We start from the raw sequence: 26,580 nt of genomic DNA, 5'->3' as shown, positions 1-26,580 counted from the left end.
CGCGCAACATGTTACACATGATATTGCAGATGTTCTTATTCACGCGTGCAATGTAACGGAGGACGCGTAACATTGCACACATCATCCGTTACATTGCACGCAGAAGTTTGCACTAGTACAAAATGCAGCATAAGATGTGCAATTTCTTCGGGTGCATTGCACAAGCAATCCTGCAAATGTGCAGCGTTGCACTACAGATATGTAGGATTGTACCGCAGATATACAATGTTATGCTATAGATATACAACATTTTACGCCACCCGCTCCGCGTTTTGCATAACAAAGGCAGCGCTATACCGCACCTGCACGTTTCCCCCTACTATAAGGCGATCATCAGTTTACCAAAATGCGATCCGCTTTCCAGCTGACGAAAAGCTTCCTGCACCTTTCCAACAGGATATACTTTATCAATAACAGGATGTATGTGATTGATATCCATTGCCTGTAATAATGCATTAAAGGATTCCGCACTCCCCACAGCAAAACCGGCCAGACGTTTAAAATTAAGGTTCATATCACCATAGATATCCAATGTAATTTCCGATCCGGAAACACCACCGGCAGTACATACCAACCCATTTACCTTTACACTTTGTAACGAACGCACAATGGTGTCTTTACCAGCAATATCCATTGTTACATCCACCCCTTCCCCATTGGTTAAACGCAATACTTCCTTCTGCCATTCGGGATGTGTTTTATAATTGATCACCGCATGCACGCCCATTTCCAGCAATCGTTGTTCTTTGGCTGCCGATCCGGTAGTAGCAATTACTTTTGCCCCCGCTGCTAATGCCAGCTGTAAAGCAAACATGCTAACGCCCCCCGTGCCCTGTACCAACACTGTTTGCCCCATTTGCAGTTGTGCAATATTCATCAATCCCTCCCAGGCGGTAACGCCTGCCACCGGCAAAGTGGCGGCTTCTTCCAGTGATATACTATCAGGTAGTTTTACCAAACCATAGTCCGGCACGCACACATAATCAGCCATTACCCCTTGCGTTTGCCATCCTATACGCACGGCTTTGCTCAAGGGTATTCCCCTTCCGGTAATCCAGTTTTGCACATATTGCAAAGCCACCCTATCGCCGGATTTCCAGTCAGTTACCTCGCTGCCTGTTGCTACCACCACACCTGCCCCATCACAACCCGGCGTATAAGGAAACCCCAGTCCGGTAGGAAAATCGCCCTTTACCACCATCAGATCCAAAAAATTCAACGATACTGCTTTTATGTTCACCAGCACTTCACGGGCCGCTGGCTGTGGCACTTTGCCCTCCGTTACTGTTAACGCATCTACTCCTGTTTGTAATAACTGCACCATTCTGTTTTGCATATCTGTAATTTTGAGAGCAAAATTGAACCAGTATACAGGCAAAGTCAAGTACTGGTAAATTAAACACCTGGTGATAATTTAATCACCTAAAACATGGATTATGTATATCAGAAAAATTCCCCGCTTATACAACTGCTCACTGGAGGTAACCGTAGAGGTGATGGGAGGCAAATGGAAACCCTTCATTATATGTTACCTGCAAAACGGCCCCAAACGTCCAACAGAGTTACAAAAAATGGTGTCGGGGATTAGCAAACGGGTGCTGGCACAGCAAATGAAAGAGCTGGAAGACCATGCCATCATTACCAAAACAGTATACGCTGAAGTGCCTTTGCGTACTGAATATCAGTTGACTGCATTTGGACAGGAACTATTGCCTGTGGTGTTGATGATGGAAAAATGGGGTCGTATGTATCAGCCACACCTCGAAAAAATGCGCATTGCGTAAGTATACTTTAACTTTACCCATATCGTTATCACATGGAAAAAGCAGCTATCCCGCGTTTGGCATTAGAAGCATTTACACAGGAACATTTTAAAGTGCCATTTTTAAACGTAGAACAGTATCCTGTAAATGCCAGCCTTTTTACCATCAAAGACCGGAAGCATACGCCTGTGAACGATTATATATCTCCCAACCGCAGGCAGTTCTATAAAATTTTCCATATTACATCCGGCACAGGCATTCTTACTGTAGGCTTGCATCAGTATCACACGAACCCTGGTGATATCTCTTTTCTGCACCCGGACGAAATTATGTCGTGGCAAAACACTTCTACCGACACAGAAGGACATTTTTGCCTGATACATCCCCGTTATTTTGAACAACAGGCACACCTGTTACAGCTGTTTAAACAATACCCTTACTTTCAGCCATCTAAAGCAGTAGTTCAGTTAACAGCAGCAACATCTGCCACCATTCATCAGTTGTTTCAAAACATACTGGCAGAAGAAGAGAGCCACCACGATGATAAAAAACAGGCTATACTATTGCATTTGCAGATGATATTGCTGGAAGCACAACGCGCCGGCAAAAACCTGCCCGATGTGGCTGTGCCCGAAAGCTACCGTTATATACACGGCTTTTTATCCCTGCTGGAATCCACCTTCCAGGTACAAAGCCCCAATGATATAGTGAAAGTAAAAACCGCCCAGGAGTTTGCCGATCAACTGCATGTACACCCTAACTACCTGAACGCGCTGGTAAAAAACCAGACAGGTAAAACTCTGCGAGTGCATATACAAGACAGGTTGTTATATGAAGCCAAGGTATTGTTAACACAAACAGACTGGGACATACGCAATATCAGTTATGTACTGGGCTTTTCCGAACAAGCGGCCTTTACGGCTTTCTTTCATAAAAAAGAACAGATGCCTCCTTCCGTTTTTCGCGAAAAGCATGCTTTACAGGCACATCTTTGAAACTCACAAGTATCCCTGTTATCCGCATAAATGCCTTCCGCCCACCTGTTTCTTTCTTTGCAGTATAAAATACTGACAAATGGAAAAGCAAAGAAAAACATGGTTTATCACAGGCGCATCGCAAGGCATAGGACTGGTATTAACCCAACAATTACTGGCAGCTGGATTTAACGTAGCAGCCACTGCACGCAGCCTGCAAACATTGATACAAGCTGCTGGCCCTGCATCTGCACAGTTTTTACCCTTACAGGTGGATTTAACCAGTGAAGCCAGTGTACAGGCGGGCGTTAACGCCGCTATAGCACAGTTTTCTGCTATCGACTTTTTAGTAAACAACGCTGGCTTTGGCTTAATAGGCGGCATTGAAGAAACCTCACACCAGGAAGTAATGACCAGTTTTGATGTAAACGTATTTGGCCTGCTGCATGTTACCCGTGCTGTATTACCGCATATGCGTGCAGCTAACAGTGGGCATATATTCAACCTATCTTCCGTATTTGGCTTAATATCCGGTGCCGGCTGGGGTATCTATTGTGCTACCAAATTTGCCGTAGAAGGCCTATCAGAAGCGCTGGCACAGGAAGTAGCTCCCTTTGGTATAAAAGTAACCATCATAGAGCCTGGGTATGTACGCACCAACTTCTTAAGCAGCGGTTCTATGGCTGTGCCTGCTAATCCTATAGCAGCCTACACCGCCCTTGCAGAAGAAAAACGCAAACATAAAGAAGACATACCCGGTAGCCAGATTGGCGATCCACAAAAAGTAGCTGCGGCCATCATAAACACCGCTGCACAAAGCGAAGCCCCAATTCGTTTATTGTTAGGTTCAGATGCTTTACAGTTTGCTAATTATAAAGTACAAATGTTACAGGCAGGAATAGAAGCGAATAAGGCAGTTACATTGTCTACAGATTTTTAAATAGTAAACGGCCATCTGTTTCGAAAACAGATGGCCGTTTACATATGCTTATTGAGCAATCAATCATTATCAAACAACAATAGCCAGAACAAAGACACCTGAAACACATTGGTTTTAAAGTTTACCAGGTTTGCATTGTCTTTGAGATATTGCCCCGTGTTAGTGATGCCTTTAATATACCGGGCTTCAATACCACATCCCGGTGTCATCCGGTAACCAATACCACCCGCTAATGACATCTCTATACTGGATGACCCCAATGGCAGCTTATAGTTCATGATGTATTGCGACACACGGATATTGAACTGAGGACCGCCATTGATAAAGAAACCAGATTGTGTTTTATATTTCAACAACAACGGTACAGAAAAGTAGTTTTGCTTTACATCCAGCTTATATTCTCCTACCGGTACTTTGCCGCCATGCCTGGCAAATTCCAGCTCCAGCTGTATACCTAAATGACGGTTGATACCAAAATAAGTGATGCTGCCCGCATGCCCGAATACATTGGGTTGATATCCCATCAATCCATTGCTGTAACTGGAATAATTCATTCCAGCTTTGACGCCGAAGCCGAAGTATTGTGCCGGTAAAGTATGGAATAAGAAAATAAAGACACTGAGAAAAACGATTCTTGCCATCATATAGAAATGCCAAATTATAGAAAAGTACTTACCTATTATAAAGCATTAGGATGAACGGTTATATCTTCCTGCTCCACCTTCACGCCCGAATACTTCTCATCCCATTGTTCCAGCAGGCTTAGTATAGGCAACAGCTCCAATCCTTTTTCGGTAAGGCAGTATTCCACCCTTGGCGGTAGCTCTTTAAATTCTTTACGGATAATCAGCCCATCCCCTTCCAGTTCACGCAACTGATCGGTGAGAACTTTGCGGGAGATAATGGGTATGCGGGAAGCAATTTGCCCAAACCGCAGCTGACGTTCTTTTATTACACTAATGATAATAGGTTTCCACTTATTACCCAGCGCCGACATGGCATTGAACAATGGACAACTGGCAGCTTTCCAATCACACTCTTTCATACTGGTTACATACAGGTTACTATTGATGGTTACAAGGATGTAACCACTATTTCTGCTTAATAGTTACAAAAGTAAACCATTGGCAGTTACTTTGTGTAACTATTACCAATCAGCGCACATTTAAAGCACGTAAAGATGAACACAACAGCATTGTTTCAACCGTTTCAGTACAAGCAGTTGCAACTAAAAAACAGAATAGTAATGGCGCCAATGACCCGGGCACAATCGCCCGATGGCATTCCTACCGAACAGGTAGCCGCCTATTACGCCAGAAGGGCCGGCGCAGAAGTGGGATTGATTTTATCGGAGGGTACTGTGATCAATCGCCCGGGCAGCAAAAACATGAAAGATATACCTGATTTTCATGGCGATACAGCCCTGAACGCCTGGAAACAGGTGATTGATGCCGTACACGCCAAAGAAGGCAAAATGGGGCCACAAATATGGCATGTAGGCAACACTCCTATTCCCAACTCGCCCTACCCTGGTATTCCCATGGAAAGCCCGGACAACATGTCGGTAGCAGATATACAGGATGCAATTCAGCAATTTGCCGCGTCTGCCGCAGCCGCTAAAAAACTGGGCTTCGACTGCCTGGAACTGCATGGCGCACATGGTTACCTGATAGATCAGTTTTTTTGGCAAACCACCAATAACCGCACAGATGAATATGGTGGCAAAACTATCGGAGAAAGAAGCCGGTTTGCAGTAGAAGTGATTAAAGCAGTGCGTGCTGCCGTAGGTGCAGACTTCACCATTATCATTCGTCTGTCGCAATGGAAACAACAGGACTATACCAGCCGCCTGGCCTTTACGCCACAGGAAATGGAAGCATGGCTGTTACCGATGAAAGAAGCGGGTGTAGATATCTTCCATTGCTCGCAACGCCGTTTCTGGGAACCCGAGTTTGAAGGATCGGACCTCAACTTTGCCGGCTGGGCTAAGAAGCTTACCGGACAACCTACTATTACCGTGGGTTCTGTTGGGTTAAAAGGCGATTTTATTTCGGCATTTAAAGGAGAAGGTACCGAAAAGTCAGACCTGACTGAATTAATACGCCGCCTGGAAAGGCAAGACTTTGACCTGGTAGCAGTAGGCAGGGCTTTACTCAGTGACCCGGAATGGGTAAAAAAAGTAAAAGAAGGCCGCACCGCTGAATTGGCTGATTTTTCACCAGCCAGCATGGGTGTACTTTACTAGTAATAGCAGCCATAAAAAATGATTGGCCCTTGCCTGTTGAAGCAAGGGCCAATTTGTATAAAATGCAAAAGCATGGAAGCTTACTAATACCTTATCTCACAGCCTATTTGGTACTATATACATAATCCTGAAAATAACCACATTCTTTCAATGCTTCTTTGTAATAAGCAGTATTACTGTAAGTACTGTTTAATAATGCAAAGTATTTTCCGGCCGGCGGTAGTGTTGGATGATCATACGTACCCTTGGCCGACTCTGGCTGCGTATACATCCAGTTATAAAATCTATTCCTTTCGCACTTAGCCGAGAGGAAAGCACATTTTGCACGCTGTTCGTTATTGGTAGCATTTTGCGATGCCAGTTGGTAATATTTTTCAGCACTGGCACAGGAAGTAAGCATGAAGCGATAACTACTATCAATATATTCCGTACAGCAGCCCGCCGATATAATAGGCGACTCAGAAAAAGCACGCGCATTGCCATAATGGGTAATATTATAATAAGCATTGCCCAACAGCAGCGCATTGCTATACACATCCTTGCCTGCCGCTATATCTTCTTTCATTTTCTTCATGGTTTCCAGAAAACTGAGTGAAGTGTACTTTGTTTTTTGCAGCGCTTCATGGTCGCAGTCGTGACAGTCATTAATGCGGCCATTGAAGGGATTACCCGGTAACGTAAAACCACCCTTATCCCCTGCTTTCTTCATCAGCTCAATAGCCTGATCTAATTGTTCGCGAAAGGTCGCCACCGTAGCCTGGTGGTAATACAGATCGTCAGCTTTTAAAGGGTAGTAACGCAACATAGCATTTTCAAAAGCCGATTTATCTGTTTTATTCAGCAACTGCAATAAAGCAGTTACATTCACCGGAGCTGCGTAAAAACCAGAGTTATTGCTAAAGCAAACAGCTTTTACCTTATCCTTTTGTTTCGTATACTTTACCGACAAAGCTTCTGATACATGCGTAAGTGCATTAGCAAAGCGCAACTTATTCACGGTATCTTTCTGATCGCGCAAATCGGCCAGCCAGTTCAATGGTTCTACCAATGTAGTTTCTGCATTAGCATCCAGCTTAGGATACTGATCAATCAGCAACAATATCGTTAACAACTTATACTGTGCAGCAATATACTTATTGCCGGCAGGCAGCTGCTTATTCGCTTCGGCATAAAAAGCCCTGGCCTTTGCATAATCTTTATGTAGAAAATGCAGGTAACCTGCACCCAGGTTCCAGAAATAAGGTTTTGCTGTTTTACCGGCACGGGCCACCCCATCTATAATAGCCAGATCGGCAACGGAAGTATCACTGCTTGCTTCCCTGCTATTGATAAGCCTGCTTAATAACAGATCTGCTTTTTCTGATTGTGGATCGAGGGCTATAATTTCCAGTATGCCCCTTCCCGGATCATTCTCCATACCCAGCATATGCCAGAGCGTGATTTTCTCTTCAGGCGTAGTGGCCAGTTGCAGTGTCTGTTTCCAGTCTGCCTCTTCTTGTGGATGAAAACTCCATTTGCTTGGAATTCTCATTTCAGTAGAATAGCTATATCCCAGGCTGTATAAATAATTACTGAGCGCATAGTTGCCATGTGCATAGTAATACCCCGCTACATATCCAAGAGTGCGGTAATAGATGAGATTATGGGGGAAGCTCTTTTCATATTGCCGATACAGATTCATCAGCTTGCTATTGGTAGTGCTATTTTTTGCAGTAGCAGTTTGACTACCTCCTGCCTTTTCCTGGAAATAATAAAAACGGATCAATTGAAACAACAGGCGCTGACGAATAAAGTCATCTTTAGATTGCTGTAAAGCGTTAGCTAACACCTGCTCCAATGCTGCATCTACCTGTATCACAGGCTTATCCTGCCAATCGCACCATACTTCACGTACCGCAAAGCTTTCGCAGTCCTTAGCTATTAACAGGTAGTTGATAAAAGCCTGTAGTTTTTTCTTATCTGCCTTCACCTGGTTAAAGTCGGGATAGCCGGCAGGTAATGCCTGTAGCTTACCATTGAGTTTTTTACCTACTGAATCTACGGCATTACGCGATGCACGGGTAAGTAAAAAATCAAGCGCGTCTTCCGGCATCTTCCCTTCCAGGTAACCGTTCCATTCTTTAATCAGTTGATGATTATAGCGGGCGTTGTTATCCGTCTTCGTTTCTCTCTCCTCATAGCTATCTGCGTAATAAGCATTATAACTATCGTAGAAGAAGGGGGAATAACCCGAATCCACAAAATACTCCGGGCTAAATACAGAATAGTCTTCTTCCCAACCACCGGCACAGGCCCATACAATGCCTGATACCAGCAACGCGCCACCACTAAAAGCAATCAGAAAGCCTAATGAAATCTTTTGTTTGATACTCTTCCGGGTCGAATGTAGAAAGCTCATAATACACTATTGTTCGTTGATGATTCATAGGCAGCACTGCCGCCAGCTGATGTGCTGCTTTCTCAGCAATTTTCCTGCCTGTTTCCTCCAGTTTAAAAATATCGTTTTCCTTTACATAGGTACCGCCCATAAAAAAGCTATGCGTAGCACGGAACACATTACGACCCGTTTGCTCAAAGTCGCCGGTATGCTGTAAACGGCTGCGCCTGGTTTTGCTGTATAGTTGAATAACACGACCATTGCGTATATGCACCGCCCAGCTAAACACAGGCAACGCCACATCCAGCTGTAACGGATAGCGCGGCACACTTGCAATATACTTAGCAGCATCTGCTTCGTTATAAATAGAGCTGGGATGATCAATATTGGCATCCAGGCTACCCATATTGTAATACATCAATATCCCCTTATCTACGGGAGGTACGCCGGTGCGCTCTTTGTACTTTACCTGGTGTAACCGGATAGTAGCTTCCAGCTGTTTATGACTATAACGCTTTAACACCCGCAGGAAAGTGAAATACTTATCGCGGGTGTTTAACGTCCAGTCACAATCGGTTTGTAACGTTTTCCAGGTAATACTTTCCCGCCGGCACATACCATACACCAGCTGCCAGGTATTGCGGGCCAGGCTATCAATAGCGCTGTCTGCTATGTTTTCAAACACTTTATTGGTAATGTATACAACAGGTGTAATGTTCAGGTGGCTTGCGGTTTGTGTAAACTGCACCACCGCCTGCGGAACAGCCCGGTGCTGTGCATCTATCCAGCCTATATCAAAAAAGTGCAGGTATAACCGGTTGCCCGCTGCCTGTTGCAACGCCTCCTGCTGCACACTATCCAATTGATAACTGCTTTTCCAGTAATAAAATGCGCCTGTAGCTGTGTGATTTTTTTTACACGCGGCCAGCATTCCTATCCCCCAACAAAGTATTACCCATCTGTACCTCATAGCATAAATCTGCCACTAAATTAACAACCTTCGTTGCAGCTGCTAGTATATATTTCCATTTCTCCTTACATTAGCTATATTATATACCCTTATACTAGATTCAACTTATGTTCTTTTTTAAGAAGAAACAGGCTCCCGCCACACTTGCAGCAGATTACACTGACAACGATACCCGGTTACAGGAAGCTATTCGCCTGGATAATCCCGAACAATTGTTTCCCTGGGCCACTTTTGAAGAGCTGGAAAAACAGCCTTATGTAAAAAAGCAGCCGATTGATTTTCCTAATCCCAACTTCAAAGGCTTGCATTACTTTATTAAAAAGCCGGTTCAACTATTCGGCATCATTATACCCGAGGTTACCATAGCCACCCCATCATGGGAAAGTCCTAATGTATTTAACCCACACTGGCCCGTTTCACGCCTTACAGCGGAAGTACGTTTTGCTTCACCAGGATGGGATACTTATCAGCAGATAAAAACACATTTTATAAATTTGTGGGGCGATCCCGACAGCATATTTGAAAACGATACCAGCGAATACGCATCCGCTTCCTGCCAATGGCAGCAGCAAAAGATATCTGTTAAGATAAGCATCTGGAAACCCGACCAATCGAACAAGTTTCGCAAAGACTGCTGGCTGGAAGTAGAGCAACAGCCCGACTTAAGCGCCTTTCTTTCCGATGACTACCAGCAAAGTCTTACGCTGCATCCACTGCTGCAATACACCATACAGGAAGGCACTTTTACTACCGGCGGTACCTACATAGATAAAAGCACACTGAAAAATACACCTGACTGCATTGCACAGTTACTCACTAATGACAACAGCTTTATTGTATGGCGCGATAAAGAACATAACAAAGTAGGCTTTGCCAATAAGAAGCTTTGCCACATACTGCCCTTACAAAGCAACAGTGTGCTGCGCTTCAGAGGTTATTTCTTCCGCGACAGCCCTATCGATTGCGGCATTTACTATGGCGCAGGCAAAACGTATGACAATACCGCTTACATAGGCAAGCTTACCAATGCGGAAGAAAGTACATGGGCCACTATACGAAAAGATATAGCCACCCTGCTGGAATGTGACAATGAGTATTGGGAAGACAAGCAATACACCTGATAAGATTTTTTCAAAAAGAATTTGGCAGTAATAAAACGAATCCTATATTTGCAACCCGAACGCATTCAGCGTCAACGGAATGTAAAGGGAGCATAGCTCAGTTGGTTTAGAGCATCTGCCTTACAAGCAGAGGGTCCGCGGTTCGAGCCCGTGTGCTCCCACAAAAGCCTCAACAAATGTTGAGGCTTTTTTATTTTCCGCCATTTCATTTTTTTGTCAAAAATGATGGAACAAAACCAAAACTTTCCAGGCATTGCTTTTACAAGATTTTCTTCTTCACATAATCCCGCTTTTGACGAGATAGCGGAACCTGATCGCCGTTCAACATCAAAATATAACCACCTTCGTCCTTACCTATGCTTTTTACGTAACGCTTATTAATAAGATGAGACTGATGACAGCGAATAAAGCCAAATCCACCCAGCATGTCTTCATATTCAATCAACGGTACAGATACTGTAATCTTTTCGCCGTCCTGCATATAAAAATGCGTATAACTATTGGCGCTTTCACACCGCACAATATCGCGGGTAAACACAAAGCGGGTTTGTTTAACACCTGGTAATGCAATCCGATGTTCGGCCTGCTGAAAGCCCTGCTGTAGAATAGCCTGCAAATATTGCAACTGCCTGTTTTCTTTTTTCTGCTGCATACGCACAACCGATTTCTCTACAGCCAGCTTTAGTTCACCAATATCAACCGGCTTTAGCAGATAGTCCATCGCTGCACGCTTTATTGCCTGTATACCATACTCATCAAATGCAGTAACAAAAACAATCTCAAAAAATACTTCTTTAATATCCCGGAGCATCTCAAAGCCATCTTTACCAGGCATCCGTATATCCAGAAATACAAGATCAGGATTCACAGATGCAATAGTCGCTATTCCGGTATTGGCATCTGCCGCTATACCAACTACCTTCACCTCCGGGCAATATTTCTCCAGCAGTCGTTGTAAATTGACTATATTATTTTGTTCATCATCAATTATCACTGCTGTAATCATACCTCTAACCAGTTTTTATAACGTATAATGCAAGCTGTACCAATTTCCGCGCGTTTATTAAATACAAGACTAATGCTGAGCGGATGATAGATGCTGTTAAATAAGGCAATCCTGTCATTTGTCAAAGCTATCCCCTGCCCTTTAGTGCCCGGGGCTATATGGAAACCTGGCCCGTTATCATTTATTAAAAATACAATATCCCTTCCCTCCACACTTACTGATATACCGAGCATACCAGCTTCTCCAAGGCCTGCCAATCCATGTTTAACAGCATTTTCAATAAGTGGCTGCGACAATAACGGAGGCAACATTATACTATCTGCAATATCAGGCGCAACCCATATAGAATATTTAAAATTGAAACGGAGCGCTTCCAGAGCTATATAACTTTCTACTGATTTCATTTCGCTGGTCACCGGAATCCACTCTTTCCGCGCATGAAGTATACCTGCACGAAGCAGCCCTGCAAAACCGGTAAGATATATGTTGGCTTTCTCTATCTTACCATCATTTATAAGACCTTGTATAGAACTCATAGCATTAAAAACGAAATGAGGATTCATTTGGGAATATACAACCTGCATTTCCAGCTTCTGCTGCCGTAAGCGCCTTTTATTACGGCCAGCTATATACAGCAGCCAGGTAACCACAACAGCAGTAAAAAATATAAAACCGGCTGATAAAACAAACCACAGGGTTTGATACCAATGGGCTGGTGTATAAAAGCTATAAACAGAAACATTACCAGCCCTGTCGGCATACTTTACTTCCAGCTGGTATTGTGTATTGTGTGCCAGAGCAGGTATAATAATTTTTCCATCCGTTTTTGTCCATTGCGGAGCGGCCTGCCCGGGGCTGATAAGACGAAAAAGATATAAAGAATCCCCCTTTCCCGATTCCGGCCGGAAATGACACGTAAGGTTTGAACCTGCTTTAAACTCACGGTTGTTTAATTCCAGCCCTGGAGCCGGCCAGTCCGCATATGAATGATTTTTAACCCAATCTTCTGTACGGAAAAGCTCCTGATGAATAAAGTGCATTGTATTACCAGTAGAATCATTACGAAAAGCACACAGATACGGCTGTGTATATGCCCATTTTCGTCTTATCCTGAAAGCTATAACCGGTTTTCCGGTACCATCATACAACCTGACAGAAAGTACATCTCCCACCTGCAAACTATCATTTACCAATTGAAGACTGGGCGCTACCGGCTTATTATCATTGCGATACACTGAGGTATCTATAAATGGCAATGCATGTTTGCTTAACAGCCCTTCCCGTAGCAGGGTATCGTTTCTTTCAATACGTACAAACAGTTCTTTCAGGTTCTGTTGCACCTGCGCAGGCAGGGAGCTATCAAAAAAGAAAGTGCCTGCATGTTGCTTAAGTTGCGTATACCTGTCTTTTTGTAATATACTAATTGTAGTAAGGCTGCCATAACACTCCAGCGCATATTCGTGATACGGGGTTGAAATTTTATCCTGCGAACTGAGATGCTTACCTGCCAGAAAGTTGTTTGAAATGGTGAGATGCAATTCACCCAGGATGTAGTGGCATGAAATCTTCTGCGGATTATACAGCTGCGCCCTCAACCCGCAGGCAAGCAGCAGCAACAATACCACCATACCACTCCGCCCAGGTACTAAATAAATGCTCATGGTAATAGTTCTTTAAGTTTAGCCGGAAGTATCGGGTCTATTGCTACTATATTGCGGTTGCTATCTACCAGAATAGTTTGCGGAAGATAGGTTATATTCAATTCCCCGGCAATGGGGCTGGCCCAACCTTTCAATTGAGATAACTGAACCCATGGCAACTGATGAAGTTGCAAACTCTTCAGCCAGCTTTTCCGGTCATAGTCCATAGAAATGCCTACAATATCCAATCCCTTATGGTGGTAACTACTATATAACTCTTTTAGTTCCGGCATTTTTTCAATACAGGGCTTACACCAGGATGCCCAGAAATCGAGCAGTATATATTTCCCTTTAAAGCTATCCAATGAATACCAGGTGCCAGTGCTGTCAGGTATCGAAAATGCAGGCAACTTTTTTCCGGGCTGAATGCCTGTAGCATACCCGATCGCCTTTTTAAGGGCAATACCCTCAGGCAGCTGCTGCAATGCCGGGTTTAAAGAATCAAAAAGCCCGTTCAGTAGTGCTGGCCGGGAAGATAAAGAACCAGACATTTCATATGAAAGCCAATATAGCGAGAGATATGCCTTGGGATGCGTGCGTACAAAGTCAATTTCTTTCTTCAGCAACACCTCCTTTAAACCGGCTAGTCTTTCCTGCAAAGCTCTTACAACCAGTGAATCTGCCCCTGCTTTTTCCAGCGAATCAATTAACGGGTACAGCCTGAATACTTCGTTTTTAGCACTGTCGTTTTTTTCTCTCCATTCTTTATACTGGCTGTTTACTTTGCTTTTATCTATTTGTGCAGTGGCCGGAGTTCCATTTCCGTTCCGGGGTATAGCCTTCAACCTTACAACCTTAGGCTCAACATACAACTGCGTAAAAAAATGCTTTACATCTTTCAGATATAAAGAGGCCAGCAGGGCTGGAGTATTAATAGTACCGGAAAATCTAAACTTCCCATTTTTAATCAACGCAGAGTCATGAATTTCCGGGTTCATTTTCGAAAAATCAATTCCCCATAAATACATATACTTCCCATTGTATACAGCAGCTATTTCTCCTTCTACAACAAACTTACCCTGTGCCTGGGTTTGGCTGAAATACAGGATACACAGGAAACCAATAAGACAACATTTCATATAATTATCTGTTTCCTGTAAATTGTTGCAAATCTGCGGAGCGTACCGGGCATGTTTGAGAATGGTTCTTCCGGGTTTGAATCAGGGCTATAGTACAATCCCATTGAATGTGTCTAAAGTCTCCATATAATTATGCTTAGGGTTAAAACATTGGAATAAAGCCAAACTCCAAGTTCAGCCCGCCCAATTATTGGGGTGATAAGAACATATAAACATAAGTATCATCAACCTAAGCATTCAACTTATTACATATTTCCTCAAAATCCTCCAAAAAGTTCGACATTTCCCCGCTCCTCTCCACAGAAAAAGCTTTAACAGAAATGTTAAGGCTTTTTTATTTTTTCCGAACCTCCCCTAGGGTGGCTTATGGATCAAGACACTCTTCATTGTCAAATGATCTTACATTTACAGGAACTATTATGATAGATTTATCCCATTCAGAGAATCAGGTTCACTGTGTAACAAATTTCCATGACCTGGTTTCTACACCCTATAATGGAATGGTCAATGCCATTTGCTGGACCCGTAAACTAACAGGCGATTTTTCTGAGATTGTTAAAAAGGTAGCGTTAAGCGGAAATATCACTACAATTGAACAGGAAGAACTTTATGCACTTCAGTTAAGTGAACAAGGACAACTTGCCCGTGAAATTCTTATAAACGACTTGCAGGCACTAAAAACACATGGAGCATCTCCCACCCTGAATGTGATCAACCACTACGACCGGGACGAGAATTATCCGTTTTTTCCAACCGATGTTTATTCTTTTCATGTAGATCGCTCCCCTATACCTACTGACACCTTTTTATGCACTTACTATGGCGAGTCGAGCGAAATACTGCCCAATTCACAAGTTCAACAGAAAATATTGATTCCTGAAATACGCGATGAACTCAGAAAATTATATCATGGAGCAGAGGAAGGTTTTGATTCTTTCTTAAGTGAACATTTCTTTGATCTGCACTATCAGGCTACTCCTAATGCACACCCTACAAGCTTAGGTATTGGTCACCTATGGAGGTTGGCAATTGATCATCCTGAAAGTAAGGTTCCACCTTGTATTCACCGTGCACCAAAGGAAAAGCCCGGACAAAGTAGATTATTGATGATCTGTTAGAGATAACAATTTAGATGAAAAAAACAAAGAAATTACACAAGCAGGTATAAAGGCAGCAAACATTATTTTTATATTTTGCCTGATATTTTTTAACAACCATGAACTCTGTTCCTGAAAATTTCACGTCCACTTTCAAACTTAAAGAAATCACCTGCAAAATGTCTGTGAGGTATATTATCAAACCCTTTACAGCCTGTTTGCTTTTCTACTTCCTCCTTTCCCTTTCTACAGTAGCACAACAAAACCCTTTTACCGGAAAAAGATTGATAAGTCAAAAACTGGATGAAATAACATTCATGACCGATTCTTCACTTATCTGTAGTTTTTTCGAACATGATTTGTACGTAAAGTATAACATAATCCAGGATACACTTTTTATGCAACCTCTCTCCAATCCACGCCCCGCCATACCTAAAATCGCATGCAAAATATTATTAAACACACCTGATTCATTATATATAATACAACCGCTCTTTCAATCAGGAAAAACGATAAAAGGCTATGACACTCTGAATTTTGTGAATATCAACAAACGGATTGTGCCATTACAGAACTTCCAGCTGTTAAGAATGGGCTATTTTGGCACCTGGGGATCACAACGATATATTGTTACAGCAGATAGAATATTAAAAGAAGCAAATGGTGGCTTTTATACCAATCAGGAGCCACCGGTATGGACATATCACAAATTGAGCGACAACCAATACAAAAAACTACTGGATACTCTTACCAAAAGTCTCGTTTTAATGCTGCCTGCCAATAAAAAGTTCGACTGGAACAGCGTATATGATCCAGGTGTTTTAGACTTTGTAATCCAGTCAAATAGCCAGACCCTTATTGGACAAGGCCTTAAATTTGCTCCTATCCACCATAAAATCTATTCTTACCTGAAGTATCTGGCACAGGAAGACGCCACACACATCATTCCCCCCAAAAAACATTAGCTGAGGGGCATTTTACTCATGATACTCTCCCCCATACCCAAAATCCCCCACTCAACACATCCCGCAACCGTTCACAGGACAAAATAGACTGCAAAAAAGAACTTTTAACGCCGTTTATCAGGAAAAACAGCCGTTCAAAGTAATAAGCAAGTACTATGTGTTGCATAGTACCTACGTTTGTGATGTAATAATTAACAACAAGTACTTAAACACATTAAAAAATACAATTATGAAAAAGTTTATCATCGCCGCAATTGCCTTTATTTCAATGACTTCTATGGCTTTAGCAGCTGGCAACAACGAAAAAACATTAGACCTGTTTAAAGCTAGCTATCCAGAAGCAAAAAAGATACATTACAAAACCGTTGGCGACCTGCTTTGTGTACACTTTGTACTGGACAGCACTCAAATGGAAGCTTTTTACAATGAAGAAGGCGAACAAGTGGCTATCAGCAAAGTTATCAGCTATCAAAACCTGCCTGCACTTGCTATTAGCAATATTGAAAACAATTACAGCGGCTACACCGTAACCGAAGTAATTGAAATGGAGCATAACGCCACAGGCACGTCTTACTTTGTATCACTGGTGAACAACGAGCAGAAGGTAATTACACAGGTGAGTTTAAACGGAAAAATATCCCTATTCCGCAAATCAGCCAGATAATACGTTTTTATATCTACTACTTAAAATGAGTAAAGCCTTCCAGGGATGGAAGGCTTTTTATATAGGTTCACCAGGCAACGTCACATAAAAAACACTTCCTTTTCCTTGTGTGCTGGTAAAGAAAATATCCCCGTTTTGCAATTGCATAAACTCGCGGCACAAGGCTAAACCAATCCCACTCCCCTTTTCATTAGAAGTGCCATAGGTAGATTTTACATTCAGCGTAAAAATATACTGTTGCTTATCGGCAGCAATACCAATACCATCGTCTTTAATAGAAATAGTACAAAGCCCTTTCTTGCCAACGCTGCCTTGCAAGGTTACCTGCGTACCCGCATTGGAAAATTTAACTGCATTATTCAACAAGTTACGTATTACCAGTTGCAGCATATCTGTATCCGCAGTTACCACAATCCGGCTATCTATAACCACCTCCAGCTGTATACCTTTGCGTTGTGCTAATAACCGGCTTAGTGCTATTGTTTTTTGCAACTCACGCGCCAGTTCCAAACGGTGTAATGCCACCCTATGCCCCTTCAATTGGCTCCTGGTCCAGCTAAGCACATTCGTTACCAACTCCTGGGTATTGGCAATGGTTTGCTGTAAATGCTCTTCCAGCGCTTCACGCTCGGGCTGGCCCATTTCAGTTTCGCTGAGTATACCGAAATATTGTTGTATAGCACTCAGTGGCCCCCTTATATCGTGTGAGATGATAGACAGCAATTTGTCTTTTTCTGCATTCAGCTGTTTAAACTCCTGTGCTTTCTTTTCTGTTAGTTGGCGCTGATGGTTATAACTGCCCAGAATATAGGAAAAGCCTGCATATAACAATATTGCCAGCGCAACATAAGCGATTCCATTACTCAGCACCATATTCAACCTGCTATTATAAGGAACAATACTTCCCGGATGGTAATACTCCCACAATATCAAGCTGCCAACAATCAGAACATTCACAGCCAGTCCTATTTTCCAGTACAGTTTTTTAGCAACACAAAGAATCATAAACAATGAGGTGGCAAACAACAGCAGTGCATGCCCCGTAATGCCGGATTCATACTTATAATTCAGACAGGTAAGAATGTTGATTTCGATAATAGACACCAGTACTGCCAGTTGCAGGCGCCCTTTTACCCTGCTTACATAATACAAGGCTATTTGAATGGTCAATACCGAAGCAGTGATAAATATGGAGGGAGTAAGATGCAATAACAGGTTAAAAAGTGTTTCAAAGCCCAAGATGCAAAAAGCAAACATGGAAAAAGAATGAAAGATTCTGCTTTCCAGCGAAAATTGTTCAGGGCTGCCAATGGCTTTTTGCCAAAGCGTGTTTACGGCTGAGGATATGGCACTTGTCATTACATAAAATGGGTCCGGATATAAAACGCAATGTCAAATATATCCTCTATCCCCCAAACATTGTTCATTTTTATCCACGCCACTAATACAAGTAAAGATACCGACTCCCCTATTGCCCCCGGTTAGTTACCCAGCGTGCAGTTCACTTTTACGCACACTACTTTTCAGTAAATAATATAAGAATAGCACCTTCACCAAGTGCTGGTGGATGATATTTCCACATCAATTTATATAAAGGGGCAATTACTATCAAGGGAGCATCGGACATCTCTTGCAGCCACAAAAACCAGATTTTCCGGGGTAGTTTTTCAGATATTGGCATTTTCAAAAGCAGTTCCGTTTTTTTAATCGTGCAAATTAACAGCATTATAGAGGGAATTACTACAGAAATCCGGCTTTTCGATTTCGGGAAAACTTTATCCTTTCTTTCTCATTTTCCCAGTTTCGTTAACACACCGCCACAGGAAGTACTCACATTTGCGCCAGAGAACAAATCATTACCCATTTTATGAACCATCTATTCCAAAAGCAATGGTGCTTTATTGCCACATTGCTGCTACTGCTCATGTGCCATACCCCTGCATTTTCGGCCAGAGAAACAGAAGACAAAACCATTGCGATTACCGGTACTATTATTACCAGTAATGGTGAGCCTGCTGCCGGCGTATCGGTAACTATCCAGGAAACAGGTAAAACCACCATCGCCAACGAAAGCGGTGAGTTTACTTTTAAAAATGTAAAAGCCGGCACTTATCACCTGCAAGCTTTTTTAGTAGGCCTTGAGCCAGTTATAATAGAAGTAAAGGTGACAGAGGGCCAGAAAACAGTTACATCCATAACACTCACCTATACTTCCCAGAAACTGGAGGAAATAGTGATTAGCAGTGGTGGCAACCGTTTTGCGCGGAAAGAGAGTCCCGACGTTTCTAAAATGTCGCTTACCAACATGGAAAACCCACAGGTATATACCGTGGTAAGTAAAGAACTGATGAAAGAGCAGCTGATCACTGATTACAACAGCGCTTTTAAAAACGTTCCCGGCGCCGGTATTGCAGAGATACGTAACCAGGGCCGCACCACCTTTATTTCCCGCGGTTTCCCTACTCCGCAACTGGTACGCAATGGCGTAGGCAGCTTTACTTACACCACTATAGACCCTGCCAACCTCGAGCGCATAGAAGTGATCAAAGGCCCCTCTGCCACACTGTTTGGCAGCACCCTTTCTTCTTTCGGTGGCCTGTTCAACCGTGTAACCAAAAAGCCTTTTGATACCTTTAAAGGAGAAGTTTCTTATTCAGGTGGCAGTTGGGATTTAAACCGCCTGACTATGGACATTAACGCCCCTATTAATAAAAACAAAACCGCTTTATTACGCATAAACTCAGCCCTGCACAGCGAAAAAAGCTTCCAGGATGCCGGCTTTAACAGAAACTTTTTTATAGCACCCAGCTTCTCTTATACAGTAAACGACCGGTTAACACTGTTGCTGGATGTAGAAATGAGCTGGAACAAATCCACTTCTCCTACCCGCCTGGCGCCTTATACCAAAGGAACCGCCAGAAGCATTGAGGAGTTAGGTATTCCTTATAAACTTTCTTTTGCCAACAACACCATTAATTACAGCAGCCAGCAATACAACATCTTTGCACAGGCCAAATATAAATTGTCTGAAAGCTGGACCTCTCAAACCATAGTATCCCGTACGCGCTCTTCTTCAGATGGTTACGTTGTAGCCTTAACAGTACTTACCGACTCTACCTTGCGTCAGGCAGTTACCAATCAGGAATATCCGTACTATGGTACTGACATACAACAAAATTTTATCGGAGATTTTAAAATAGGTACACTGAGAAACCGCATAGTAGCAGGTCTGGATTTCTATAGCCTGCGCTCTACCCGTAACGATGCAACAGTGAACATGCCCGCCCTCAACTTTAAAAAGCCCGGCACAGCCTATAATAACTTTACAGTAGAAAAAGTTTCTCCATTATTTGCCAATGCCACCTTTACCAACTTTGCGGCCAACAGGGAAAACACCTACAGCGCCTATGTATCAGACGTACTGAACCTTACTGACAGATTGCTGGTAATGGCCAGTCTTCGTGTTGACAGATATACCAACCTAGGCACTTATTATGCTTACATTGATTCCACTGCAGGCAATTATAATCAAACAGCATTGTCGCCTAAACTGGGCATGGTATACCAGGTGATTAAAAACAAAGTATCTGTATTTGGAAACTATATGAATGGCTTTAACAACGTTTCCGGATCTGACTTTTCCGGCAATACTTTCAAGCCTACAGAAGCCAATCAGTGGGAAGGTGGTGTAAAGCTGGATCTGAATAAAATATCAGCTACTTTAAGCTACTACAATATTTCTGTAACCAATATGACGCGCGACGATGTTGACCATGCCACCTTCCAGGTACAGGATGGTACGCAATTGAGCAAAGGCTACGAAGCCGAAGTAATAGCCAACCCTCTTCCCGGATTGAACATTGTAGCCGGTTATACTTATAACAACAGCAAGTATACCAAAGCCAAACCGGATGTAGACGGCTTGCGTCCTACTACTGCCGGTCCCCCCAAAGTAGGTAACCTGTGGATCAGCTACCGTATCACCAAAGGTGCCGTAAAAGGTTTAGGCATTGGTTTTGGCGGCATTTATGCCAGTGAATATTATCAAACACAAACCAATACCGTAGGCTCTACCTCAGCCTTCTCCTTTAGCATTCCTTCTTATACTGTGCTGGATGCGGGTGTGTTTTACGACAAACCCGGCTTTCGCATTGGTTTAAAGATAGATAACCTCACCAACGAAAAATACTGGTCGTATCGTCTGGCAGCCCAAAACCCATTAAGGGCAACAGGTAATTTAACCGTTAAATTTTAATTTGTTTTTTTCTAAGGATACCAAAGCCGGGCTGAATTGCCCGGCTTTGCTTTTTATATCTCATTCCCGTGTTGTTAACACTATTGGTAATTAAACAGTAACTTTCATAACGAAATATAAAACCGGATATATGAGATCTTTCATCGTATTATTCCTCTGCCTGCTACCATCTGTGTTATTCGCCCAATCAGAAAAAGACATCACCAAAGTAAAAAAAGAGATATCTGCCCTGATAGACACCACTATCTATGGGCGCAATAAAGCAGCTGGTAAATTTTATACTATCCGCGGTATTAAAATGTATTGCGAACAATATGGCAAAGGTGAACCGCTTTTAATTATTCACGGCAACGGAGGTTCTATCAATAACTTTGTAAAACAAATCCCCTACTTTTCCCGCAAATACCGGGTAATTATTGCCGATAGTAGAGCCCAGGGCAAAACAATTGACAATGCCAGCGACTCGCTCAGCTATGAGATGATGGCCGATGATTATGCAGCTTTATTAACAGCACTACATATTGATTCTGCCAATGTTATTGGTTGGAGTGATGGCGGCATCAATGGTTTACTGCTGGCTATACGACACCCGGAGAAGGTGAAAAAACTGGCTATTACCGGTGCCAATCTGGAACCCGACACATCTGCTGTTGACCCGGGAATTGTAACAATGATCACACCCGACTGGGAAAAAATTAAAAACTCCAGAGACACTACTGTACAAGCAAGAAATCAACGTAAACTCTTCCGGTTGTTAGTAGAAGAACCCCATATCCCTGTAAGCAACCTCCACACCATCAAAGCTCCTACATTAGTAATGGCTGGCGATCACGATGTGTTAAGGGTAAGACATACTGTTCAGATCTTTGAAAATATCCCTAATGCCTATTTATGGATATTCCCTAATAGCGGACATAGCACACCACTTGTTTATCCCGATGAGTTCAATAAAAAAGTAGATGCTTTCTTTCAATCTTCTTATCGTAGAATTGAAGGCGAGAAGCGGTTCTTTTAACATCCTCTATCGATTCAATAAATATTCTGGTATTAAATCTGTCAATAATTGGCCACGCATTCTGTTTAGCTGAAATTCTCTGCTATTGACATAAGCATTTAATTTATGGGTCACATCATTGCTGATTAAACGATCCCTATAACCTTCTGCCTTCCCTTTATGATTTATAAACAAATCGAACAAGGCACCTTTGTCATATCCTGAAAGATCCAGAATTTCTTCTCCGGTACCACTACTCACCTCTTCTTTATGGTCAAAATTTTTCCAGGAGTCTAAAGCATGTTCGTTTCATAGGTGGCCCAGTTATGATGATCATCCCCGACATATTTTACATTCTCTACTCCTCCCATGGGCAACCTATCCCTGTTATATTTTACTTGCATTGCCACCTATCGCTCTTCTACAGACACTCTTTTTTCACGCAACTCTTTCAGAGTAAAGTATACAATGCCAAACATCAGTCCAAACAGGATAGTAAATGCCCAGGTCATAGTATGTTGATGGGGCCTGAGAACAGAACGTGCAATATCTGCCAGCAACCTTCCCGGATTGGTTAACGTGTCCCAGGTATTATAGCGCAGGTACCGCCCAATATATACTCCGTAACCGCATAAAGCACAGCTTGCCACTACTATCACCTGCACCCAGGTCCGTTTCAGATGCCGCATCAGAAAATGCTCCACCTGCATCAGCGACACAATGCCCAGTAACAAGCCATTCCATGCAGCCAGCACCACTATCAACAGATCGTACCATTGCGGAACAGGCGGATTATCTACATAGTGAAACAGATCAGTGACCATATAAGGTGCATTGGGGAAAAATGATAACCAGCAGCCGATCAACACAATAGCTTTCAGGTTGCATTTCTCCACCTTTGCCAACATGCGGCTAAAAAACAAGGGCAGCACTGCCAGAAACGTATTCCATACATAAAAGCCATAGGTGAGCTCACGCATAAAATAAAATCGTACCGCCAGCAACAGCATGTTAAACAGGATAGACAGTGCCAGCATTTTTTCCAATGGTGTAAGTTTCTTTATCATATCAATGAAAGCATTTTAGGTATAAAAATGATGGCCCCCGCAATCACACTCACCAGTGCAGCCAACAATACAGCAGCAGCGGCAATATCTTTTACCCATCTTATTTCGGGATGGTATTCTTTATGTACTACATCACACAATTTCTCTACGGAAGTGTTTACCATTTCCAGGCATAACACAGCACCAATGCAGGTAAGCACTATTATCCACTGCATGGCCGATATCCGCAATAGCACAGATGCTGTAACCGCCACCGCAGCAGCTGTCAGCTGAATGCGTGCATTCCTTTCTTTGGTAATGAAAAAGAACAGCCCGTTAAGGGCATTGAGCACAGAGGATAAAAATGTTTGTTTACTGTACATGAGGATAGCTGCTTATACTGTGATATTGAAATAGTGTTCTGGTTTTAAAAACACGGCCGGCAATCCTGTTATACTTACACTTCATCCTGTACATATACTTTTCAAAAGTATTGCCGCCTGCAGTTAACAGTTTTCTATGGCCTAACCAAACAACAATCGCAGTGGAAAAGAAAAACGGATAATACAACCAACGGCTTACCGCTCTCCAAAAGGGTGTTTTGCTTCTGAACAGGTTACGTAGCCGCTCCGTCTGGAAATCAATATGATAAGCTTCGTCAATCAGGATATCGCTGCAAACCTGTTTTAATAAGGCACAGCCTGTAGCATCCCGCATAGATTGATAAAACAACTGTGCTGTGCTTTCAACAGTTATCACAGCCAGCGTCCAAAGCTCTATATTGCTATTAAGATACCTGATTTTCCGGAATAATGTGTCGCCCCAGTCTTTTTTAACACGTGGTACCCCTATCCTGTCTAAATATGTTCCCAGGTTATTCCCATGCTTCTGCTCTTCTTTAATAAACAACTTTACCGCTTCTACATAAGCAGGATCGTTAAACTTTGTGGCATAAGCAGTAGCCGCCTTCAATAAATGACTGCCATCAGAAGTTTCGCCCAACTGCCAGGCCTGTAGTGAGCGGCCAATGGTATCTTTTTCTATTGCAGAAAGAACAGGTTGTTGCTTCCAGTTCACCCTTTGCTGCAGGGCATTATTCTGGAAATGCGTAATCCATTGCTCCGTTGTTTTCATCTTACTGGTGTTTAAGCGTGTGATAGAGTAATACATCTTTTCCATTTATAATAAAGTACTTTTAGATACAAAGTATAAAAACAAAAAAAAGCCACCTACGGAACGAATTACCTTTTCCAGCGCATCCAGGTGCACTTTCAATGCCTGCTCGCCTGCTACAGTAACCACATAGGTGGTATGGGGCTTTTTGCCCGTAAATCCTTTTTTAACTTCCAGGTAACCACAATCCTCCAATGTTCGTATATGACTGGCCAGGTTACCATCTGTAACCGCCATCAGTTCTTTCAATTCATTAAAATTTATTTCATCGCTCATCAGTAATGTGCTCATGATTCCAAAACGAACCCTACTGTCGAAAACTTTATTCAGATGTGCTATCGGATTGTTCATACCTGTTTTTTAATACGCCGGCTATTGTTCATTCACCTGTTTTCTTTCATACTTCCACCACATGGCAGCACCATATATAATGTGCATGACACCAAAACCCAATACCCAACCATACATACTTAACTGCCAGCTATTTAAACAAACTATGCCTATAACTATTTGTACATAGCCCATATATCTAATCTCCCCCCTGGTATATCTGCTGCCATTTACCATGGCAAGGCCATAAAAAATAAGCGCGGCAGGCACCAGTAGCACATAATATTTCAGCGATAACATTCTCCATATAAAAACACCACCCACTGCTATAGGCAACAGGGTATTCCACAACAATCTGCGGGCAGCACCACCCCAAATGGCTACCCCTTCTTTTTTGCTTTTGATAATAGAAAATATAACAGCTGTAAAAAAAGCAGCTACAAACACTCCTATGGCAATAGGCACCATATTGTAAGAAACACAGGTATTACAGTAATACTCGGTAGCATATTCCTCACTGAAAAAAAACAACCGGTCTATATGCGCCAGCCAGGCGCCCGCAAGCGCATATATGCCTGCCATAACACCGCTAATACCACTTAAACTGATAAACCTACCGCTTCGTTCCATCATTTTGCGGATATCCTGGAGGGCTTCGAGATTCATTTCTGCTGGATTCATCAAATTACTTTGAAGTACAAAGTAAAAGAAAACCGAAGGAACTGTACAAATATTTTTTCCGGAAGACTGTTAAAAATAAATAACAACCCACTTACCTGCATAAAAAAAGCCCGTATTAAAACGGGACTTCTTTTAGCCATAAACAGTTGGAACAAACTGTTTATTAGCAGGATAATTCTGGTGAAAACCCAGGAACATAAAAAGGGTAGCCTGCCAACCAGGCAATAGGATTATATCGTTTTAAAAATAACTTTTGGAAGGTTTATCTTCTTTGCTGCCATCTGCTTTTCCTCCCATATCAATAGGCAATTCGTATTTCAGCATCAGCTCGTGGCTTCCGCTGTTAAATTTAACCAGTTGTGTGGTACTTCTGTCATAAGCATATCCGAAGCGCAAACGCGGTGTGGCCTGCACTTCAGCCATAATAGAAATATCTGCTTTGGAACGGTAAGAAAGCCCTACCCCTACAATCTCTTTTAACCAGAAATTGGCGTTCAGATCTAATTCAATGGGCGCCCCTTTACTGCCTTTGAACAGAAAAGAAGGTTTCAGTTTTAAATCTTCGTTTAAATCAAACACATAGCCCCCAATTACAAAAAGATGCAGGTATTCCCTGGAAATCAATTGATTGGTTACCACTGCAGAATTGTTCTGCAAGGTATTGTTCAGCAAGTGCGGAATAGAAACACCCAGGTACAGCCTATCGGTAGTATAGTAAACGCCAGCGCCAAAATTGAGGAGCGCCTTTTTGACATTCTGCATAAAACCAGGATCATTGGGAGAATTGCCATTCAGATCTACCGAAGTAAAATCGGCCCTGAAAAAACTGGCGCCGCCGCGAATGCCCAGCGCCAGTGTTCCTTTATCCATCTCTATTTTAAAAGCATAGTTACCAAACACATTGGTGGTGCGCGTAATTCCCACCTTATCATTAGACAAGAGTAACCCCAACCCTATTTTTTTGCCAGGCACCGGGGCATCTATTGCCAGCGTTTGCGTTTGCGGGGCACCGGGTACCCCTACCCATTGCCTGCGATATAAGGCTGTAGCACTCAGTACATCTTTACTGCCCGCTACAGCAGGGTTTAAGGCAAGCTGGTTAAACATATACTGGGTATACATTGCATCCTGCTGTGCCCCTGCTTTATAACCTGCTATTACCAACAACAGGAGTATAAAAATCAATTTGCTGTTTTTCAT

Annotated in this window: 25 protein-coding genes and 1 tRNA gene; 11 read left to right on the top strand and 15 right to left on the bottom strand. The window is 42.7% G+C overall.

The annotated features are described in order from the left end of the window. Positions 1-319 precede the first annotated feature (319 nt). Entirely contained in the window at positions 320-1,336 is a 1,017-nt protein-coding gene (locus tag FLA_RS04165; protein ID WP_076382976.1) for a zinc-dependent alcohol dehydrogenase family protein, read from the bottom strand. 100 nt (positions 1,337-1,436) lie between these two features. Between FLA_RS04165 and FLA_RS04160 the strand changes: the two genes are divergently transcribed. The 3 genes from FLA_RS04160 to FLA_RS04150 all read left to right on the top strand — a co-directional run bounded on the left by FLA_RS04160 (position 1,437) and on the right by FLA_RS04150 (position 3,677). Then, positions 1,437-1,784: a winged helix-turn-helix transcriptional regulator gene (locus tag FLA_RS04160; RefSeq protein WP_076382885.1), complete on the top strand. Its 348-nt coding sequence runs from the start codon at positions 1,437-1,439 to the stop codon at positions 1,782-1,784. Positions 1,785-1,816: 32 nt separating this feature from the next. Further along, positions 1,817-2,758 (top strand): AraC family transcriptional regulator, encoded by a 942-nt coding sequence (locus tag FLA_RS04155; protein WP_076382887.1) that lies wholly within the window; start codon positions 1,817-1,819, stop codon positions 2,756-2,758. Positions 2,759-2,837: 79 nt separating this feature from the next. Beyond that, on the top strand, positions 2,838-3,677 hold the full coding sequence (locus FLA_RS04150; RefSeq protein WP_076382889.1) for an oxidoreductase: 840 nt from the start codon (positions 2,838-2,840) through the stop codon (positions 3,675-3,677). A gap of 59 nt (positions 3,678-3,736) precedes the next feature. On the opposite strand, the gene FLA_RS04145 is transcribed toward FLA_RS04150, so the two are convergent. Further along, on the bottom strand, positions 3,737-4,318 hold the full coding sequence (locus FLA_RS04145) for a porin family protein (RefSeq protein WP_231940454.1): 582 nt from the start codon (positions 4,316-4,318) through the stop codon (positions 3,737-3,739). Positions 4,319-4,356: 38 nt separating this feature from the next. Next, a complete protein-coding gene (locus FLA_RS04140) occupies positions 4,357-4,722 on the bottom strand; it encodes a winged helix-turn-helix transcriptional regulator (protein WP_076382893.1) in 366 nt (121 codons plus the stop codon). A 135-nt stretch (positions 4,723-4,857) separates the two neighbouring features. On the opposite strand from FLA_RS04140, the gene FLA_RS04135 reads away from it, so the two are divergent. After that, positions 4,858-5,922 (top strand): NADH:flavin oxidoreductase, encoded by a 1,065-nt coding sequence (locus FLA_RS04135; RefSeq protein ID WP_076382895.1) that lies wholly within the window; start codon positions 4,858-4,860, stop codon positions 5,920-5,922. A 103-nt stretch (positions 5,923-6,025) separates the two neighbouring features. Here FLA_RS04135 and FLA_RS04130 read toward each other — a convergent pair whose 3' ends face one another. Both FLA_RS04130 and FLA_RS04125 read right to left on the bottom strand, forming a co-directional pair. Next, on the bottom strand, positions 6,026-8,320 hold the full coding sequence (locus FLA_RS04130) for a hypothetical protein (RefSeq protein ID WP_076382897.1): 2,295 nt from the start codon (positions 8,318-8,320) through the stop codon (positions 6,026-6,028). Continuing rightward, entirely contained in the window at positions 8,250-9,269 is a 1,020-nt protein-coding gene (locus FLA_RS04125; protein WP_144264216.1) for a hypothetical protein, read from the bottom strand. Before FLA_RS04125 ends, FLA_RS04130 begins: the two co-directional genes overlap by 71 nt. A 107-nt stretch (positions 9,270-9,376) precedes the next feature. Here FLA_RS04125 and FLA_RS04120 point away from each other — a divergent pair, with 107 nt between their 5' ends. Continuing rightward, positions 9,377-10,390: a hypothetical protein gene (locus tag FLA_RS04120; protein ID WP_076382901.1), complete on the top strand. Its 1,014-nt coding sequence runs from the start codon at positions 9,377-9,379 to the stop codon at positions 10,388-10,390. 86 nt (positions 10,391-10,476) lie between these two features. Continuing rightward, positions 10,477-10,551, top strand: a tRNA-Val gene (locus tag FLA_RS04115). Between the two features lie 98 nt (positions 10,552-10,649). On the opposite strand, the gene FLA_RS04110 is transcribed toward FLA_RS04115, so the two are convergent. Genes FLA_RS04110 through FLA_RS04100 form a run of 3 tightly spaced genes read right to left on the bottom strand, consistent with a single transcriptional unit; the run spans position 10,650 to position 14,175 of the window. Continuing rightward, positions 10,650-11,396 carry a LytR/AlgR family response regulator transcription factor gene (locus FLA_RS04110; protein WP_076382903.1) on the bottom strand — a complete coding sequence of 249 codons (747 nt, stop codon included), beginning with the start codon at positions 11,394-11,396 and terminating at the stop codon, positions 10,650-10,652. Further along, positions 11,393-13,057: a sensor histidine kinase gene (locus FLA_RS04105; protein WP_076382905.1), complete on the bottom strand. Its 1,665-nt coding sequence runs from the start codon at positions 13,055-13,057 to the stop codon at positions 11,393-11,395. Before FLA_RS04105 ends, FLA_RS04110 begins: the two co-directional genes overlap by 4 nt. Continuing rightward, the gene (locus FLA_RS04100; RefSeq protein WP_076382907.1) at positions 13,054-14,175 is read right to left on the bottom strand and encodes a TlpA disulfide reductase family protein; all 1,122 of its coding nucleotides are present in this window, start codon (positions 14,173-14,175) and stop codon (positions 13,054-13,056) included. Before FLA_RS04100 ends, FLA_RS04105 begins: the two co-directional genes overlap by 4 nt. A gap of 419 nt (positions 14,176-14,594) precedes the next feature. On the opposite strand from FLA_RS04100, the gene FLA_RS04095 reads away from it, so the two are divergent. From FLA_RS04095 to FLA_RS04085, 3 genes are all read left to right on the top strand, one after another. After that, a complete protein-coding gene (locus tag FLA_RS04095; protein ID WP_076382909.1) occupies positions 14,595-15,293 on the top strand; it encodes a DUF1826 domain-containing protein in 699 nt (232 codons plus the stop codon). 539 nt (positions 15,294-15,832) lie between these two features. After that, positions 15,833-16,237: a hypothetical protein gene (locus FLA_RS31105; protein WP_148666360.1), complete on the top strand. Its 405-nt coding sequence runs from the start codon at positions 15,833-15,835 to the stop codon at positions 16,235-16,237. Positions 16,238-16,466: 229 nt separating this feature from the next. Continuing rightward, positions 16,467-16,901, top strand: coding sequence for a hypothetical protein (locus tag FLA_RS04085; RefSeq protein ID WP_076382913.1), 435 nt, complete (start codon positions 16,467-16,469; stop codon positions 16,899-16,901). Between the two features lie 57 nt (positions 16,902-16,958). On the opposite strand, the gene FLA_RS04080 is transcribed toward FLA_RS04085, so the two are convergent. Further along, positions 16,959-18,260: a sensor histidine kinase gene (locus FLA_RS04080; RefSeq protein WP_076382915.1), complete on the bottom strand. Its 1,302-nt coding sequence runs from the start codon at positions 18,258-18,260 to the stop codon at positions 16,959-16,961. Positions 18,261-18,768: 508 nt separating this feature from the next. On the opposite strand from FLA_RS04080, the gene FLA_RS04070 reads away from it, so the two are divergent. Further along, complete coding sequence (locus FLA_RS04070) at positions 18,769-21,156, top strand: TonB-dependent receptor (RefSeq protein WP_084206580.1); 2,388 nt, start codon at positions 18,769-18,771, stop codon at positions 21,154-21,156. Positions 21,157-21,286: 130 nt separating this feature from the next. Then, entirely contained in the window at positions 21,287-22,171 is an 885-nt protein-coding gene (locus FLA_RS04065; protein WP_076382921.1) for an alpha/beta fold hydrolase, read from the top strand. Positions 22,172-22,560: 389 nt separating this feature from the next. On the opposite strand, the gene FLA_RS04060 is transcribed toward FLA_RS04065, so the two are convergent. From FLA_RS04060 to FLA_RS04030, 6 genes are all read right to left on the bottom strand, one after another. Then, positions 22,561-23,217, bottom strand: coding sequence for a DUF1361 domain-containing protein (locus FLA_RS04060; RefSeq protein WP_076382923.1), 657 nt, complete (start codon positions 23,215-23,217; stop codon positions 22,561-22,563). Next, a complete protein-coding gene (locus tag FLA_RS04055; RefSeq protein WP_076382925.1) occupies positions 23,214-23,579 on the bottom strand; it encodes a diacylglycerol kinase family protein in 366 nt (121 codons plus the stop codon). Before FLA_RS04055 ends, FLA_RS04060 begins: the two co-directional genes overlap by 4 nt. Next, entirely contained in the window at positions 23,569-24,330 is a 762-nt protein-coding gene (locus FLA_RS04050; RefSeq protein WP_076382978.1) for a ferritin-like domain-containing protein, read from the bottom strand. The genes FLA_RS04055 and FLA_RS04050 overlap by 11 nt, the downstream gene beginning before the upstream one ends. A 45-nt stretch (positions 24,331-24,375) precedes the next feature. Next, positions 24,376-24,720 carry a winged helix-turn-helix domain-containing protein gene (locus tag FLA_RS04045; protein WP_076382927.1) on the bottom strand — a complete coding sequence of 115 codons (345 nt, stop codon included), beginning with the start codon at positions 24,718-24,720 and terminating at the stop codon, positions 24,376-24,378. A gap of 21 nt (positions 24,721-24,741) precedes the next feature. After that, entirely contained in the window at positions 24,742-25,380 is a 639-nt protein-coding gene (locus FLA_RS04040) for a hypothetical protein (protein WP_076382929.1), read from the bottom strand. A 240-nt stretch (positions 25,381-25,620) separates the two neighbouring features. Beyond that, positions 25,621-26,580: a PorP/SprF family type IX secretion system membrane protein gene (locus FLA_RS04030; protein ID WP_076382931.1), complete on the bottom strand. Its 960-nt coding sequence runs from the start codon at positions 26,578-26,580 to the stop codon at positions 25,621-25,623.

Origin of the sequence: Filimonas lacunae (assembly GCF_002355595.1) — a bacterium.
In the GTDB taxonomy this organism is placed as follows: domain Bacteria; phylum Bacteroidota; class Bacteroidia; order Chitinophagales; family Chitinophagaceae; genus Filimonas; species Filimonas lacunae.
Note: the sequence above shows the minus strand (reverse complement) of the source record. Positions and strands in the feature narration are given on the sequence as shown.